At 46.0% G+C, this 15,637-nt stretch carries 15 protein-coding genes; 6 read left to right on the forward strand and 9 right to left on the reverse strand.

Going from position 1 to position 15,637, the window contains the following annotated elements:
* The first annotated feature begins 177 nt into the window (after positions 1-177).
* Positions 178-534: a DUF4864 domain-containing protein gene (locus QUB14_RS26355; protein WP_333220872.1), complete on the forward strand. Its 357-nt coding sequence runs from the start codon at positions 178-180 to the stop codon at positions 532-534.
* A 7-nt stretch (positions 535-541) separates the two neighbouring features.
* Here QUB14_RS26355 and QUB14_RS26360 read toward each other — a convergent pair whose 3' ends face one another.
* The gene (locus tag QUB14_RS26360) at positions 542-1,243 is read right to left on the reverse strand and encodes a class I SAM-dependent methyltransferase (RefSeq protein WP_333220870.1); all 702 of its coding nucleotides are present in this window, start codon (positions 1,241-1,243) and stop codon (positions 542-544) included.
* A gap of 330 nt (positions 1,244-1,573) precedes the next feature.
* Between QUB14_RS26360 and QUB14_RS26365 the strand changes: the two genes are divergently transcribed.
* Positions 1,574-3,439: a polysaccharide biosynthesis/export family protein gene (locus QUB14_RS26365; RefSeq protein ID WP_333220868.1), complete on the forward strand. Its 1,866-nt coding sequence runs from the start codon at positions 1,574-1,576 to the stop codon at positions 3,437-3,439.
* 191 nt (positions 3,440-3,630) lie between these two features.
* On the forward strand, positions 3,631-5,268 hold the full coding sequence (locus QUB14_RS26370) for an ATP-binding protein (RefSeq protein WP_333220866.1): 1,638 nt from the start codon (positions 3,631-3,633) through the stop codon (positions 5,266-5,268).
* A gap of 464 nt (positions 5,269-5,732) precedes the next feature.
* Here the strand turns inward: QUB14_RS26370 and larE are convergent, their stop codons facing one another.
* From larE to fraC, 4 genes are all read right to left on the reverse strand, one after another.
* Positions 5,733-6,560 carry an ATP-dependent sacrificial sulfur transferase LarE gene (gene larE / locus QUB14_RS26375; protein WP_333220864.1) on the reverse strand — a complete coding sequence of 276 codons (828 nt, stop codon included), beginning with the start codon at positions 6,558-6,560 and terminating at the stop codon, positions 5,733-5,735.
* A gap of 358 nt (positions 6,561-6,918) precedes the next feature.
* The gene (locus tag QUB14_RS26380; protein WP_333220862.1) at positions 6,919-7,692 is read right to left on the reverse strand and encodes an ABC transporter permease; all 774 of its coding nucleotides are present in this window, start codon (positions 7,690-7,692) and stop codon (positions 6,919-6,921) included.
* Between the two features lie 254 nt (positions 7,693-7,946).
* Complete coding sequence (locus QUB14_RS26385; RefSeq protein ID WP_333220861.1) at positions 7,947-8,945, reverse strand: DUF5357 family protein; 999 nt, start codon at positions 8,943-8,945, stop codon at positions 7,947-7,949.
* 5 nt (positions 8,946-8,950) lie between these two features.
* Positions 8,951-9,469, reverse strand: coding sequence for a filament integrity protein FraC (gene fraC / locus QUB14_RS26390; protein WP_190657547.1), 519 nt, complete (start codon positions 9,467-9,469; stop codon positions 8,951-8,953).
* A gap of 227 nt (positions 9,470-9,696) precedes the next feature.
* Between fraC and QUB14_RS26395 the strand changes: the two genes are divergently transcribed.
* Together QUB14_RS26395 and QUB14_RS26400 are read left to right on the forward strand one after the other, a co-directional pair.
* The gene (locus tag QUB14_RS26395; protein WP_333220858.1) at positions 9,697-10,830 is read left to right on the forward strand and encodes a cob(I)yrinic acid a,c-diamide adenosyltransferase; all 1,134 of its coding nucleotides are present in this window, start codon (positions 9,697-9,699) and stop codon (positions 10,828-10,830) included.
* 463 nt (positions 10,831-11,293) lie between these two features.
* A complete protein-coding gene (locus QUB14_RS26400) occupies positions 11,294-13,285 on the forward strand; it encodes a calcium-binding protein (RefSeq protein WP_333220857.1) in 1,992 nt (663 codons plus the stop codon).
* Between the two features lie 288 nt (positions 13,286-13,573).
* Here the strand turns inward: QUB14_RS26400 and QUB14_RS26405 are convergent, their stop codons facing one another.
* The 4 genes from QUB14_RS26405 to petN form a co-directional block, all read right to left on the reverse strand.
* Entirely contained in the window at positions 13,574-13,762 is a 189-nt protein-coding gene (locus tag QUB14_RS26405; protein ID WP_333220855.1) for a CsbD family protein, read from the reverse strand.
* 85 nt (positions 13,763-13,847) lie between these two features.
* A complete protein-coding gene (locus tag QUB14_RS26410; RefSeq protein WP_333220853.1) occupies positions 13,848-14,090 on the reverse strand; it encodes a DUF167 domain-containing protein in 243 nt (80 codons plus the stop codon).
* The gene (locus QUB14_RS26415; RefSeq protein ID WP_006631014.1) at positions 14,087-14,686 is read right to left on the reverse strand and encodes a DJ-1/PfpI family protein; all 600 of its coding nucleotides are present in this window, start codon (positions 14,684-14,686) and stop codon (positions 14,087-14,089) included. Before QUB14_RS26415 ends, QUB14_RS26410 begins: the two co-directional genes overlap by 4 nt.
* Before the next feature lie 91 nt (positions 14,687-14,777).
* Positions 14,778-14,867: a cytochrome b6-f complex subunit PetN gene (gene petN / locus QUB14_RS26420; RefSeq protein WP_071883976.1), complete on the reverse strand. Its 90-nt coding sequence runs from the start codon at positions 14,865-14,867 to the stop codon at positions 14,778-14,780.
* An 82-nt stretch (positions 14,868-14,949) separates the two neighbouring features.
* Between petN and QUB14_RS26425 the strand changes: the two genes are divergently transcribed.
* Positions 14,950-15,429, forward strand: coding sequence for a hypothetical protein (locus tag QUB14_RS26425; RefSeq protein ID WP_333220851.1), 480 nt, complete (start codon positions 14,950-14,952; stop codon positions 15,427-15,429).
* Positions 15,430-15,637: the final 208 nt, after the last annotated feature.

Here is a 15,637-nt window from a genome sequence, read left to right on the forward strand (position 1 = left end):
TAATCGAGCGCCCATATATTAGTTACCCCACTAGAGCTAGAGTTTTATTTATGTATCTTAACATAGTTTTGTTTTTTATCGCCGACCTACTTATCTTAAACGATGAAGTCCTGATTTTACAGATTTACCACGGACGACAACAACGTCCCACCTAAATTGCTTCTTCCGATCAAAATTATGCACATTACTGATAGCGATCGCGCTACCATTCGCTCAGTCGTAGAACAGCAACTGCAAGCATTTCAAAAAGACGATGCTGCGCTCGCTTTTTCCTTCGCCAGTCCCGGAATTCAGCAGCAGTTTCGCACAGCCGAAAACTTTATGCACATGGTAAAAATTGCCTATGAAACTGTCTACCGTCCGCGCTCGGTATTATTTGAAAACCTCGGCACTGTAGAAGGGATTCCCGCTCAGCCGGTGCTGTTGCTGGACTCGGAAGGTATCCCCCTCAGAGCCATTTATCTCATGGAAAAACAGTTTGATAAGAGTTGGCGAATTAATGGCTGTTATTTGGTTTCCCTTCCCGAAGAATAAGTTATGCTTACTTTTCGGCTGAGCTTTTTTTGCTAATTCGCAGCATCTTATTACCGCCCTTTTGAAACTCATAAGGAGCCTCTTGAATTTCTACACTAAAACTTCTCTTTTTCAATTCGGTGACGCTCGGGTTTAAGTGCTCGGATTCCTCCCCGCTAAAACTCTGCAATAGAGGGAATACCCGGACTTCCTTCGCAACCCGACACATTTCTGTAATTGCTTCCAGATGAAATTCTTCCGAAAGCAGGTGAGAATAAGCAAATAAGAAATGGCTGCACAAAGCTAAATCGAATTGACCGTTCTCGAAAGGTAAAACTGGCAGCTCAGCAGTCATGTAGCGGCCTTCCTGCAAACCAGAGGGAAAATCTTCTAAAAATTCCTGCATCGCCTTCATTCGCACTTCGCCTAGCTGGTACGGCGATTCAAAATTGTTCCACAGATAGCCGTCTAGATTTACCTTAACCCCATCAATGACAGTTTGATATGTTTCTTGGATGCGATCGCCAATTTCCACCGCAGTAAACTGATAAACTGGATCGCAAGAAATTACCTTTTTACCTTGGCGAGTCATTTCGGCATTGAAACTTGCCGGGCCGGCGGCACAATCAAGAATGTTTAGCTTGAGGTCACTTGAGGTCAAGCTAAACATTCCTATGTATTCATCCAAGCAGCGTCCCCAGGGAATTACTTGATCCAGTTTTAGTGACACTTGTCTTTGTCCTGAAGAGAGAATTATTTAACATTTTACCTCAAATCAGGGCGTTTTTTTTATCCATTTCTTTGGCGGGTTGATTTGTATCCAGACTTATGTATAAAGAATTTTGCTCAAACGAGATCCTAATCCTGATAACAGTTGGCGGGCTTTACAGTTTCTTTACAAACAAGGTGCAAAATAGTTAAGTGCGATCGCACAATTTTTATGCTTCCACCTGTGGATTTTGCAGCGAAGCGAGGCTACACTGGACAGCAGGGAAAATAAACTAAAATCAACTAGCTAAATTGCTCTCGTTCATTGGCAGGTTGCAACCAGGAAAGAAAGATGAAACATACCGTTCAAACCGCTACAAGTCTGAGTTTGTCAGCACTCCTGGCGCTATTGAGCTCGCTGCCCAGTATAGCTCAGTTGCCTGCCGTCAGAACTCCTGGAGCCACTCCTACCCCAAACCGGCCCAGAGTACCGCCGCCACCTCTTCCGGGTTCGAGTTTGCCACCGAGCGGCAATTCTGGTTCGGTGACACAAGAAGCAGCTTATACTTTAGGATCGGGCGATCGCATTGCTTTAGAGATATTCGGCGTCCCTGAATTCAGCAGAGAATATCAAGTGTTAGTTGACGGGACGCTCAATTTGCCAATCATTCGCAGCGTCTCAATTCAAGGGTTGACGCTGGAACAAGCCGCTAACGTAATTACCAGGCGATACGAACCCTTCATCAATGTTCCCGTTGTTACCGTGACTCTGATGGTCGCTCGCCCCCTAAATATAGGTCTTGCAGGTGAAGTTACTCGCCCGGGTTCCTACAAGATTAATCCCACTAGAGAAGGAGGAGGAGTAAAATTCCCGACTTTGATGGAAATGCTGCAACTTGCACAAGGGGTGACATCAGCAGGAGATATGCGAAATGTCCAAATTCGCCGTCCCCGCAGAGGCGGGCCGGAGCAAGTTACTACTGTAGATTTGCAGGATTTTTTAGAGACGGGAAATTTGCGTCAAGACGTTACCATTCGAGATGGAGATACAATTTTTGTACCGACAGCAAGGGCCCTGAATACTCAAGAAGTTCGTCAAAGAGCCAGTGCTAATTTTTCCGCTGATATTACTAAACCAATTGGCGTGGTAATTGTCGGGGAAGTAAACCGGCCGGGGCCTTATACTGTATTTGCTTCGGATGTGCGATCGAGCAACCAACAAACAGAGTTGAGTTTTGTATCTATCGACCAACAGCAAGGAGCAGTTGTGGGCTTACCAACAATAACTAGAGCACTGAAAATTGCTGGTGGTATCACTACAGAAGCTGACATTCGCCGCGTGCAAATCCGCCGCCGAGTCAGAGGTGGCAACGAACAAACTATCATGGTAAATCTGTGGGATTTGCTGCAAAAAGGCGACACAACTCAAGATATTTTGCTGCAAGAAGGAGATAGCGTAATTATCCCGACTGCGGCTACTGTAGACTTGGCTGAAGTTTCTCAAGTCGCAAATAGCAGTTTTTCTCCGAACGCGATTAGCATCAATATTGTAGGAGAAGTAATTAGGCCTGGGGCTTTGCAGGTGCGGCCTAGTACATCCCTGCACCAAGCTTTGCTGACCGCAGGCAGTTTCAATCAATTGCGGGCTAAAAAAGACAAGGTAGAACTATTGCGTTTGAACCCCAACGGTACTGTTTCTCGCCGCACGATCGAGGTAGATTTTGCTCAAGGCTTGAATCCTAATAATAACCCAACTCTCCGCAACAACGATGTGATTCTCGTAGCGCGATCGGGCTATACTAGGGTAGCAGACAATATCAACAGATTCTTGCAGCCGATCGCAGGAGCTGCAACGGGGATCAGCGCTGTTAGCGGCGTTTTTACTGGGTTTCAAGCAACTATCAACGCTTTTCAAAACTTATTTTTGGGAGGGGATTTCGAGCGGCGAAATCAGCTCAGACAGCTTCGCGAACAACGTCAAGACAGACAAGAGCAACGTCAAGACAGACTGCTAGACAGAGAGCTACAACGTCAAGACAGACTGCGGCAAGAAGAAGATAGAAGACTGCAACTTGAAGACAGAAGACTGCAGCTTGAAGACAGACAGCGGCAAATAGATCTTGAGAATCGGCAAATTCAGATCCAGGAGCAGCAACTTCTGCTCGAAAATCAGCAGCAGCAAATGCAGCCACAGCAAATTCAGCCAACTACTCCTTGATAACACTCGGGTGTTGAAAGTTAGCCACCCTCTTTATGACTCGGCGGTTGAAACCGCTGCATAGAGTCAAACGAAGTCCACGCGGACTAAGAAATAAAGGGGGTATTAAACCCGGATTTGCTATTACATCGCACATCCAAAATATACGGCCAACATCCTAAAACTTATTAAGCTGTAACCAACTAAACTATATGTCAATTGAAGTAGTTCCAATCACTTCAGAGCAATTAAATCAGATACTTCAAAAGGAAGAAAGTCATTTTCTCGACTTCAAGGCGATAGAGGTAAAACCAGGAAAATTATGTAAATTTATTTCGGGATTTGCCAATGCTGATGGTGGAGAGCTTTACATCGGAATTGATGAGAAGATTTTAGGCAATACAAAAACAAGATATTGGAGAGGTTTTGCCGATCAAGAATTCGCAAATGGGCATTTACAAATTTTTGAGGAACTTTTCCCACTTGGTGATGGTTATTCATATACATTTCTTCGCTCTGAATGCCATCCGGGTCTAGTTTTGCAAGTGACTATTCTTAAATCACGAGGAGTAGTAGAAGCTTCGGACGGTACTCCATATTTAAGACGTTCCGCACAAACTGTGCCTATTACAACTCAAGCAGCTTTAGAAAGATTAAAACTCGACAAAGGTATAGAATCATTTGAAAGAAAAACTATTGATGTAGAGCTTGAAGTAATCACAGATTCCCAAGTCATGAGCGAGTTTATTAACGCTGTAGTTCCAACTACAGAAGCTGAGTTATGGCTGAAAAAGCAACAATTAATTCACAGAGAAAAACCAAGAATTGCGGGAATTTTATTATTTGCCGATGAACCTCAAGCTGTTTTTCCCAAGCATTGTGGCGTTAAAATTTATAGATATAAAACAAAAGAGTCAGAAGGAACAAGAGACACTCTTGATTTTTCCCCAATAACCATCGAAGGTTGTTTGTATAAGCAAGTTCAGGAAACTGTAACTAAAACAATAGAAATTATTGAAAGCATACCTAAAATGGGGAATCAAGGATTAGAAAATATCCAATATCCCGAAGAAACTATTCATGAAATTGTCACAAATGCTTTACTGCATAGAGATTACAGTATAGCTTCTGATACTCATATCCGTATTTTCGACAATAGAATTGAGATTGAAAATCCAGGAAAATTGCCAGGTCACGTTACAGTAAAAAATATTCTGAAAGAACAATATGCAAGGAATGGAGCTATTGTTCGTATAATCAACAAATTTCCCAATCCACCTAATAAAGATGTAGGAGAAGGTCTCAATACTGCTTTTCAGGCAATGGCTAAGTTAAAACTACAACCCCCTGACATAAAAGAGACTGAGAATTCTGTAATTGTATACATTAAACACGAACCTCTGGCTTCAATAGAAGCACAAATAATCTCGTATTTAGAGAAGCACAAAGAAATAACCAATAAAATTGCTAGAAAAGAAACTGGAATTAGTTCAGAACTAAGTATCAAGCAGGCTTTTACCAAATTAAGAGATAGCGGACTTATTGAAGCTGTTCCTAGAAGAGCAAAAAGAAATGCAGCTTGGCGTAGAGTTGGAACTATTGATGAAGATTCAGAAAATGGGATCTCAATTGATGAAATGTATTTGGAGTATGAGCGATTAGTCATGGATTATCTTGAACAACACGAAGAAATTACTAATAGCATTGGTCGAGAACTCGTTGGAATTGATTCAGGTGAAGTTATGAAAATTATTTTTAATCGATTGCGAAAAAAGAAGCTGATAGAAACTGTGCCAGGTAAATTGCGTATTACGGCTGCATGGCGAAAAGTTAAATCTCCCTCAACTTAGGGTTTTGAGTTCAACTTGAGTGAGATTTTGACCAGAGAGATGGAGAGTTGGGTTTTGGGAAGTGCGATCGCGACGGTGAGATGAAGGGGAAGGGGTAAAATCTTAGCAAGGATAGACTTGAACCATGAAACTCTTGCAAAAATTTATCGGATGGTTTCCCCTGAAAATTCAAAACTAAACCTGCTGTGGGAGTTTCGCTCCACAGTATTCAAAATTCCAAGTTAATAATTAATCAGGACTTACGCATTATGAGGGTGTAGCAAGACTTTGAGATTGCTTCACTGAGTTGGCTGGGTGACAGAAATACGTTACTTTTGCGTAAGTCTTGTAATCCTAACAATTCGAGCCTTGGAAGGTATAAGTCGCTACATCAACAAAGGTAAAGGTTCGATCGACATTGTTCCCCTTTGTCCATGTCCCAAACTATATCAATCATGAGAAATTTTTGTATTAGGGAAAATTAATCAACCTTTTGCCTGCAACAACTGCGGCTGCAAAACCTGATTTAATTTGCCGCTGCGAAACCCCTCCAAATCCAAAGTCGCGTACACAAAACCAAACTCCTGAAACACCGCCACCAGTGCAGGCAAATCCGTATTTAGCACAAACTCCTGAATTTCCTCTGCGGGTAACTCAATGCGCGCCGTATCTCCGTCCGATCGCACTCGCAAATTTTTCAGTCCCAACTGTCGCAAATACCGTTCGGCGCGCCCCACTCTTTGCAACTTTCCAACGGTGATTTCTTCCCCGTAAGGAAAGCGCGAACTCAGACAAGGTTGAGCAGGTTTGTCCCACCAAGGCAAATTTAATTCTTTTGCCAACTGCCGCACTTCAAATTTAGTGATGCCTACTTCTGCTAAGGGCGATCGCGCGCCGCGTTCCTTTGCCGCCTGAATCCCTGGACGGTAATCCTTTAAATCGTCAGCATTTACCCCATCCACCACATAAGGATAACCCTTTGCTAGTGCTAGCGGTTTCAAAGTATCGTGCAGTTCGCTTTTGCAGAAATAGCAGCGGTTAACCGGGTTAGAAGTGTAATTTGGATTTGCCATTTCCTGAGTTTCTACTTCCTGGTGGGCAATGCCAATTTCTGCTGCTTGAATGCGCGCATCTTCTAAATCTTCTGGCAGTAAAGACGGGGAAACTGCCGTCACTGCCAAAGCGCGATCGCCCAACACATCAAAAGCGATTTTTGCCACCAAAGTGCTGTCAATTCCGCCGGAGTAGGCAATCAAAGCCCGTTCCATTTGTGCGAAAATATCTTTTAATTGTTCGAGTTTTTCCACTAACATAATTTCAATTTTTGTTACTGCTAAGCTATCGCAATCTAATTTAGAGGGTGATTTCTCTTCAACATCTTTAGGGCTTACGCACTATTGTTTAGAAACGAGGTTTTTTTTACGAAAAGATGCGTTGTAGACCGCAGATTCGGTAAAAAACCCGGTTTCTGGGCCCCGATGCGTAAGTCCCGATCTTGTGGGGAGGGCAGAAAAGCCCGTCCAAAGGTACTATTGAAATACAGAACAGCTTATTCGGGATCAATTAAAAGTTTGAGTTTTAGTCGAGATTTCTGAGCGATCGCCTCCTTGATATTTTAGCGTGATAATTTGATAGATATACTCAAACTTTTGAAAGTAGGGCAGGCGCGTTTTAAAATTCCCTACGGGAAAATATGGCGATCGCAATTGACAGCAGCAGCACCACATACAGCAAACCGTAGGCAGCATCTGTAATCAAACCTGCTAAGTAAGGAACTTGTCCGTAAACAGCATCGTTTCTCAAATTGAATCTGGCTAAATCCGGCAAAACCAGATAAAGTCCCATCATCAATTGTTCAATGCCAGGATTTTTAGTTAACTTGCCCAAAGCCACTAAATCCCGCGTCGAATGTCCCATTAAATAAACGCCAAATGTCAGTAAAGTCGCCAGCAGCGAACTGCTAAAAACCCCAAATAAAATCCCGACACCAGCCATCAGACACAGTTCAAACCACACAAACAACGAAGCGATTAAAATTCTTTCCAAAGGGAAAGGAATCCGGCTCAAACTCAGAATAGCCAGATAGATAACAGTCATTGCTGCTACAAGCACCGCCAGCACCGCCGACAGCCCTAAGTGCTTGCCCACAATTAACTCAGCCCGACTTATCGGCTTAGCAACTAACAGATAAACAGTGCGTTTTTCTATTTCTTTGTTGACCAGTCCGGTAGCCACAAAAACTGTGGCAATCAGACCGAGAATGCTCATAGCAGCCAAACCGACATCTAAGATAATTTTCTTCTCGGTTGTCGCCGCCAATTCCGGTATCAACCGTACCGAGGCGCCCATCAACAGAGCAAAAATAATAATTAAGTAAAGGATGCGATCGCGAATTACTTCCCAAAATACATTGGTCGCGACTGTCAAGATTCTTCTCAAATTCATCTAGTTATTAACCCGCTGGAAACTTTCGCAATCAATACTTTAATATAAGGAAGAAGGAAGTTCGGCAACGCGCAGTGAAGGGGGATTTAAGGGATTTAACGGATTGGATGTTGAAGGAAGAAGTCCGAGGTTTGAGGGAAGATTCTCCCCCATCTCCCACTCTCCCCATCTCCGCCTCTCGGGATCGGATACTCTCCCCATCTCCCCCTCTTCCCCTTTCTTCTGGAACACTCTCCTAACTGCCTGAGACAAGCTCAAACTTGACTGTCCCCCGCCGTTCCATCTTTTTTCTGTCCGGGTTGAGAGCGTTTGATGGCACCGCAGGTTACAGTCGCCCTATTGCCTATCTCGAACACCTCGCAAGATTTGGTAAACGAATATGTTTCCGGTCTAAAAACCAGCCCCAGCCAAATTGCCTCCATCTCTAACTGATAGCGGGAATCTCCTTGGACGATCGAAGTTTTGACATCCCACTTCGCATCTTCTGCGACTACCCCAGTTGTTTTTAAGGCTTGATTCCGCAGAAAAAACCGCTCGTTGTCCATATCTATTAACATTTGCTCTACCTGCGCCCACGGTTTTGTGCGGGCTTCATTTTGTAGGTATCCCTCCATTGCATTGAGGATAACAACTCCTCGGGAGCGATTAATAGTTGGCTGTTGAAATGTCACCACATAATCGCTTTGCCTCAAATCCTGGGATAAAACGCTCGGGTACTGTCGTATCCAACCTTGAATTAAAAAGTGAAAAGCAAACCAACAGGAAAACAGCAGGTGAACTAGAGTAATCATCAAAAACTGAGGGCGCACCAACGACCTGATACCTTCCCGTTTTGACTCGCTATTCCAAACCTCTATTGTAGCAAGAACTACTACTGCTATAATAGGGCCGGATATCCATGCTATTTCCTTCCTATCCGACGGCAATCTTACCAGCAACCACAATCCAATTAAAATGCTTGTCACCCACGGACTCAGACTTACTCCTTTAATCACAAAAGGTTGCTGACTGGTCAGCAAACCCATTGAAAGTGTAAAAAATAACCAGCTCATATCAAAAAGCAGAGTTCTCGTCCGCCAGTCAGTGACTGTCGCCACTGTCAGCAAAGCTAAAAAGATGCTGAGCAGTAAAGGAGTCTTCCAGTGGACAACTTTAGGCGGAATCATCGCCTTTTGGATTTTTTTATTGGTTTCCCAAAGGTTGTTTGTCAGTTTAGTGAGTTGCTGAGTGACATCCAAAAATTGCTTCATCATAAATTTCAATAGACGCTTTGCAAAAACAACACGGTTAAAATAACGACATTGCTAACAGTGTGGGCGATTAAAATTCCCCCAAATTGGGTAGTTACTTGAAAAGTTCTTTTGGGGGCACGGCGGGTGAGGGTTGGCGGTCCTAAAAACTGAGGCTTGGAAGCTTTTTTATTGCCGGAAACCATGTTCTCTATGAATTCTAATCCCTGCCATTTAGCTATAAAAGTTACTGCTAATACTGAAAGTGCTATCAGAGTTATTGGAGCGTAAACATTATCCCCTCTGCCTAATAAAATATAACCGATAAGCTGTTCCCGTAAATCTTTGGTAAGAACGCTTTCAATGCCCAAGAAAACTAACCAGCCCACACAAGTGCAAGAGAGATTGAGGATGGCTGTATATTCAATGCTGGTTTTGGGGCCAAGTTTAAGTAGTTTTTGCAAAAACCACGATTCGATCGCGATCGCCAAAAACATAATTAAAATTTGCACCAAAACAGTCCGAAATGGGAAAACACTCGCAATCATAAGCTTTTAGGTATATCAGCCCGTGTTAAATTTTAATTGTACAGCACAAACGGAATAATCTTAACTGGAGGTTTGAGCACCTGATTGCGTTAGATCGATGCTTAAAAGATTGGGCGTTAGGAGTTATCGTATAATCTGTTGAGATCCGCCAAGAGAATGGAAAAATTAAACATTCAAGGCGCGCGATCGAATACCCACCCCGCTACAGACTCAAACAACTGCTGATTATGGTAAGGAATGGCATTGGTATTCGGACAGCCTCATCCCGGTCGGAACGCGCCGCGGGCCAGATTCACGTCTACGACGGCGCTGGTAAAGGCAAGTCTCAGGCAGCTTTGGGAGTAGTGTTGCGGTCGATCGGGCTGGGTATTAATTCTGACTCGCCCACGCGAGTCTTGTTGCTGCGCTTTCTCAAAGGCCCTGGCCGCTCCTACGACGAAGACGGGGCAATAGAAGCCTTGCAACGGGCTTTTCCGCACTTGATCGACCAAGTGCGTACCGGCCGAGCCGAATATTTTGGGGCCGAAGCAATCACCCGCTTCGATCGTGCAGAAGCTCAGCGAGGCTGGGATATCGCCAAAGGAGCGATCGCCAGCGAGCTGTATTCCGTGGTGGTACTAGACGAACTAAACCCCCTATTGGACTTGGGTTTGCTGCCAGTTGACGAAGTAGTCCAAACCCTCAAAAACAAACCCGAATATTTAGAAGTAATCGCCACAGGCCGAGCGGCGCCCCAAGCTTTGCTGGATATTGCCGACTTGCACTCAGAAATGAAGCCGCACTATCACCCCGCAGCGGCAGAGCATCATATTTCCGGTATCGAAATATACACGGGAGCGGGGAAAGGCAAGTCTACGAGCGCTTTGGGCAAAGCTTTGCAGGCAATAGGTAGGGGTATCAGTCAAGACCAATCTCACCGGGTGTTAATCGTGCAATGGCTCAAAGGTGGCACCGGTTATACAGAAGATGCGGCGATCGCAGCTTTGCGGCAAAGCTATCCACAGCTAGTAGACCACCAGCGGTGCGGCCGAGATGCTATAGTTTGGCGGGGGCAACAGCAAGAGCTAGACTGCATAGAAGCAGAACGCGGCTGGGAAATCGCCAAATGTGCGATCGCCAGCGGCTGGTATAAAACGATTATTCTCGACGAACTCAATCCCACAGTAGACTTAGAACTGCTGGCAGTAGAGCCGATCGTAGAAGCCCTGCTACGCAAGCCGCGGGATACAGAAATTATTATCACCGGGCGCTGCCACAAACCCCACGCTTACTTTGACTTGGCAAGCGTACACTCCGAGGTATACTGTCACAAACACTACGGCGATCGGGGCGTAGAACTAAAGCGGGGCGTAGACTTTTAAAGCCCGGAGCGGTACCGAGTTCAATCCGGGCCAGAATTATTAAATGACGGCCCTGCCTGGAAAACCGGAAATTGCCACAAAGCCTTGTTACCAAGTAACAAATCTCCCAATTTCCCTTGTCTTCCCGATCACCCGGATCTGCCTTTTTTAATCTTTAATTTCCTCCCCGGGACGCGATCCCCGACCGCCAATCCAAAGTGGAACATTAAGAATATGAGGCGCGTCTTATGGAGCGTGAGCACCTGAGACAGTGCACCAGGATTATTAAAGGGTGAAGACTTTGAAAATAAAAGCTTACAAGCAAAAAGTCCGCGAGGGAGAAAGTCTAGACAGGGTTAACGCCAGTAGGCTAGACTTGCGGCTGGCAAACAGGTTAAACTACAGCGGAATCCAAACATTCGGTGTTCTAGGCAGTGTCTGTAGTCGCACCAGCGATGACCAACAAGTAGAGGAGTGAAGCTTTATGACAACGTTAGATGACAATCCTAATCAACTAGATTTAAACCTTCCGGGACTAGGCCCGGATACAGTATTCGCCGGAGCCGGGGCGGATGAAGTTAGAACTTCCACCCTGGGCGGCAGCTTAATATTTGGCCAAGGCGATAACGATACTCTAGTTTCAGTTGGCCCGAACGATACCATATACGGCGGCGACGACGAAGACTCAATCAGATCCCAGCGCACTCCGGCTTTGCTGTTTGGCGACGCAGGCTTTGACACCATAGTCGCTGAAGCCCAGGCTACCATGGCCGGCGGTTTGGGAGAAGACTTCCTCCAAGGTACAGTCGAAGCTAACCTGATGTTTGGTAATCAGGGCGCAGATACGATGCTGGGAGGGGCGCAGAGAGCAGACTCCCTCTACGGCGGTAAGGACAATGACGCGATCGGCTTCTTCATCGCAGGCGGTGGCAACAACCTTTCTTTAGATGGTGCCTTGGGTATTGGCTTCGCTGGCAATGAAGGCAGCAACTACTTGCGGGGTGATTTGGGCGACGACTTAGTTGTAGGTATCAATGTAAGAGACAGTCTCTTTGGCGGTAGAGGCAACGACACCCTAAGAGGTGTCGCCAGCAACAGCTACCTGTCGGGCGATAATGACGACGACATCTTATTTATTACCAACAGTACGCAAAGCAGCCCGTTTGCTCCGGGGAGCGTCATCACGATCGGCATTGAGAGAACCACCTTGATTGGCGGTGGCGGCAACGATTCTCTCACCGGGGCGATCGGCGAGTTTCAAGCCGGCAGAAACTTCTTTGAGGGCGGCGACGGCAACGACACGATCACGGTTTTTGCCACGCAGGATACCGCTTTGGGAGGTGCAGGCGACGACTTCATCGAGTCATCCAGGGTATTGGATCTAACTTTGAGCGGAGGCGCCCAGAGTTCATTTGGAGGCTTCGCGGGTCGCAACTTGCTCGACGGCGCAGTAGGCAATGACACGATCGTCGCTGCCTTCTCCAGCGATACGATGATTGGCGGTGAAGGCAACGACAGCCTGAGCGGTACCTTTACTAATGCAGGCGGTGGAGATGGCAACGATACTATCGATGCTACCAATGCCATTTTTGCTGGTACTGGTACTGCTTTGATTACTCTCGAAGGCGCGCTGGGCAACGATCTGTTAATTGGCTACACCAATCCTACTACTGGCAGCAGCTTCACCGTCACCAACCTCATGAACGGTGGCGAGGGAAGTGACACCATCATCTTTGGCAGCGAGCGCGATCGCGTGATTGGCAACGTTGCGGGTAACGACTTCATCTCCTACGCTAGCGGCGTCACCTTTAGCGGCACAGTCGCCAACTTGATTACCGATACCTTAGGCAGCAACTTCATTACTGGTGGCAACGGCACTGATGTCATCACTACCGGTGCTGGGGATGACATACTGTTCGGCGAGGTAGAAAACGCAACAACATTCGGGGACGATACCTTAAATAGCGGCGGTGGGAACGACACGGTTCTGGGTAGCTTTGGGGACGACTATTTGATCGGGGGCGACGGTAACGACTCTCTAGGCGGCGGGCCTGGTGCTGACACGCTGATTGGTGGCAGTGGCAATGACAGCTTCTACTACAACAACTTCGGCGAGGGCGTCACCCTCGGCACCACCCCCGGCAGCGAATTGGGTACTAACCCAGACGCAATCGGAGATTTTGTTGTCGGTCAAGACAAGTTTATCTTGCAGTTCAACGGCTTCGCCGGCCTGAATGCAGTCGAAGGTACGAATCGAGTTTCTTCGAGGTCGTTCTTGGTGCTTGAGAGCGGGGGTTACACTGGCCAGTTTGGTCCAGCCGGGGCTGGCGCGTCAGATGCGTTCCTCTTTTATCAAAATACAGACGGACGACTAGGATTTGACCCTGACGGTACTGCTGGTCCTAACCAAGGCATTACGCTGGCAATTCTGAATGGCAGACCGGGCATTACGGCTTCTGACATTACCCTGATTTAATTTGGGTAAAAGTGGGTGGGGTCGATTCTGAAACATCGCCCTACCAACTCTCAAAACTAATTCTGGTATGTTTAGAGCTGGGGATATCAATCCCTGGCTTTTTTATTGCAGCGATTTTTAGTCGAACAGGGTGCGTCAGGGAGCCTGAGATTCTTGGCATCGCGAGGTGTTTGCCTGATACTAATAGCCCCCCTCACGCATCCTACAAGTTTGAGCGATCAAAAAAAAGCCAGCAAACGATAGGTTTGCTGGATTGAGTAGGCAGGAAACTTGTAGCAAATACTGTTACTAAGCTTGGTCTACAATCTCTTTTGCTTTATCTTTGAGGTCTTCTTTTAGGTGAATTGCTGATGCTTGGTCTTGCTTGGCTTGACCTTCTAATTTATCTTTCTGATTGCCTGTAACTTCGCTAGCAGCTTCTTGGATTTTGCCTTCAATATTCTTCGCTGTTGCTTCGACTCTATTTTCAATGCTCATAATTTTATATTCTAACTCTACAACTACTACTATAGGATTTTAAAGTTGAGTCTGAATCCCTCTTTAGATAGATGTGTTATTACTTTTATTTCAAAGTTAAAGGTTCGATTGGTATTTCCACAAGTTTATTTCGGGAGGAAAAACCGGATTTAATGCCGATCGCAGATTTCGGCACTTTAAACTTTTTCGCCAACAGCATGATTAATTCTTGATTGGCTTTACCCTCAACAGGCGGCGACTTGAGATGTATTGTGAGGCTGCCGTCTGGTTTTTCTGCGATGCTTTGCTGTTTGGAATTCGGTTTAACTTTGACTGTGAAAATAGTCATACTTCGACTTTCTCTGAATGTTCGATCTTCGTTCCCAAAACTTTCAGGAATTCAGCCAGCCAGTTAGGATGGGCTGGCCACGCGGGGGCGGTGACTAAATTGCCATCGACTACGGCTTCGGTAACTGGAACTTCTGTATATTTGCCGCCGGCCCGGAGTACGTCGGGGCTGCAAGCGGGGTATGCGGTGCAGCGTTTGCCTTCGAGTACGCCTGCTGCAGTTAGAACCTGTAAGCCGTGACAAATAGATGCGATCGGCTTTTTGCTGTTGGCAAAGTAGCGGGTAATTTGCAGCACTTGTTCGTTGAGGCGGATGTATTCTGGGGCGCGCCCTCCCGGGATAATCAAAGCGTCGTAGTCTGCCGGGTTGATTTCGTCAAAAGTCGCGTTTAAAGTGAAGTTGTGACCGGGTTTTTCGCTGTAGGTTTGATCGCCTTCAAAGTCGTGAATAGCGGTGCGAATTGTTTGGCCTGCAGCTTTGTCCGGGCAGACGGCGTGGACGGTGTGACCTACCATTTGCAGTGCTTGGAAAGGCACCATTACTTCGTAGTCTTCTACAAAGTCGCCGACTAGCATTAAGATTTTTTTTGCTGTCATGTTTCCTAATCCTGTTATTTTGATTTAATTAAATAGGATTTAAAAAAATGCGGGGCCGTTAAAAAGCCTGCCCCGCAAGCTATTCTGGAATCTAGAAACCGTTGCGTCCCCAAATGACCATTGAAATTGAGAAGGAGAACAGAACTAGCACCGAAACCCAACCGAGTGACAAAATATCCATAGCTATTTATTGAACAAACTGTACAAAGTGACTCCAAACCTTATGATAAGTCAATTTGAGCCATTTTTGAAATGAGGGCGCTGTGAAGGATTCGTCAAATTTTAGTGCCGCTGAACGGGTAGAATCTTTGAAGGCAGGGACTGTTGCTGGTTTGTCTTGTTTGCTTGGTTTTGGGGCGATCGCCCTTGGTAATAGCTTAATTCTAGCGGATAGGTTGGATTCTCTGGCGAGTTTGCAGGTAAGGGAAATTGACCTAAATTTTGCCTTCAGAGGGGCGATCGCACTTTTGGGCGGTTTTTTGTTCGGCGTGACTTACCGTTATGCGATTCGCCGAGATGTTAACCCGCAGCTTAAATCTGGTGCGGTTTTGGCTTTTGGGTTGGTGCGGGCTTTTGGACAGTTGGATGCTGGATTGTTTTTTGAACCCGGGAAGATGCCCGCCCTACGGGAGTTATTGCCGTTTGCGGTTCGCGGTGCCGAGAGTGTGGTATTGTTTGCGATCGCGGGTTTGGTTTTGGATTGGGCGATCGGGCGATCGTGGATTAAGCCCTTTGATTCTTGAGTGTAAAATCTTGCAGCATTTTTAGGAACAGGCAAGATGCCTGTTCCACAAAAGTTCAATTTTATTGTGGGGCGTTGCTCCTAGCCCGCCCAAAAAATACAATTTAGATGCGAAACAGCTTATTTTGCGCTAAACCCGCCCCTTGTATCTTAAAAGAGTGAGCTAGCCGATCGCCACGTCATTGATTCGATCATACCGACAATCAGGC

It is taken from the genome of Microcoleus sp. B3-D2 (assembly GCF_036705345.1).
Classification (GTDB): Bacteria; Cyanobacteriota; Cyanobacteriia; order Cyanobacteriales; family Microcoleaceae; genus Microcoleus.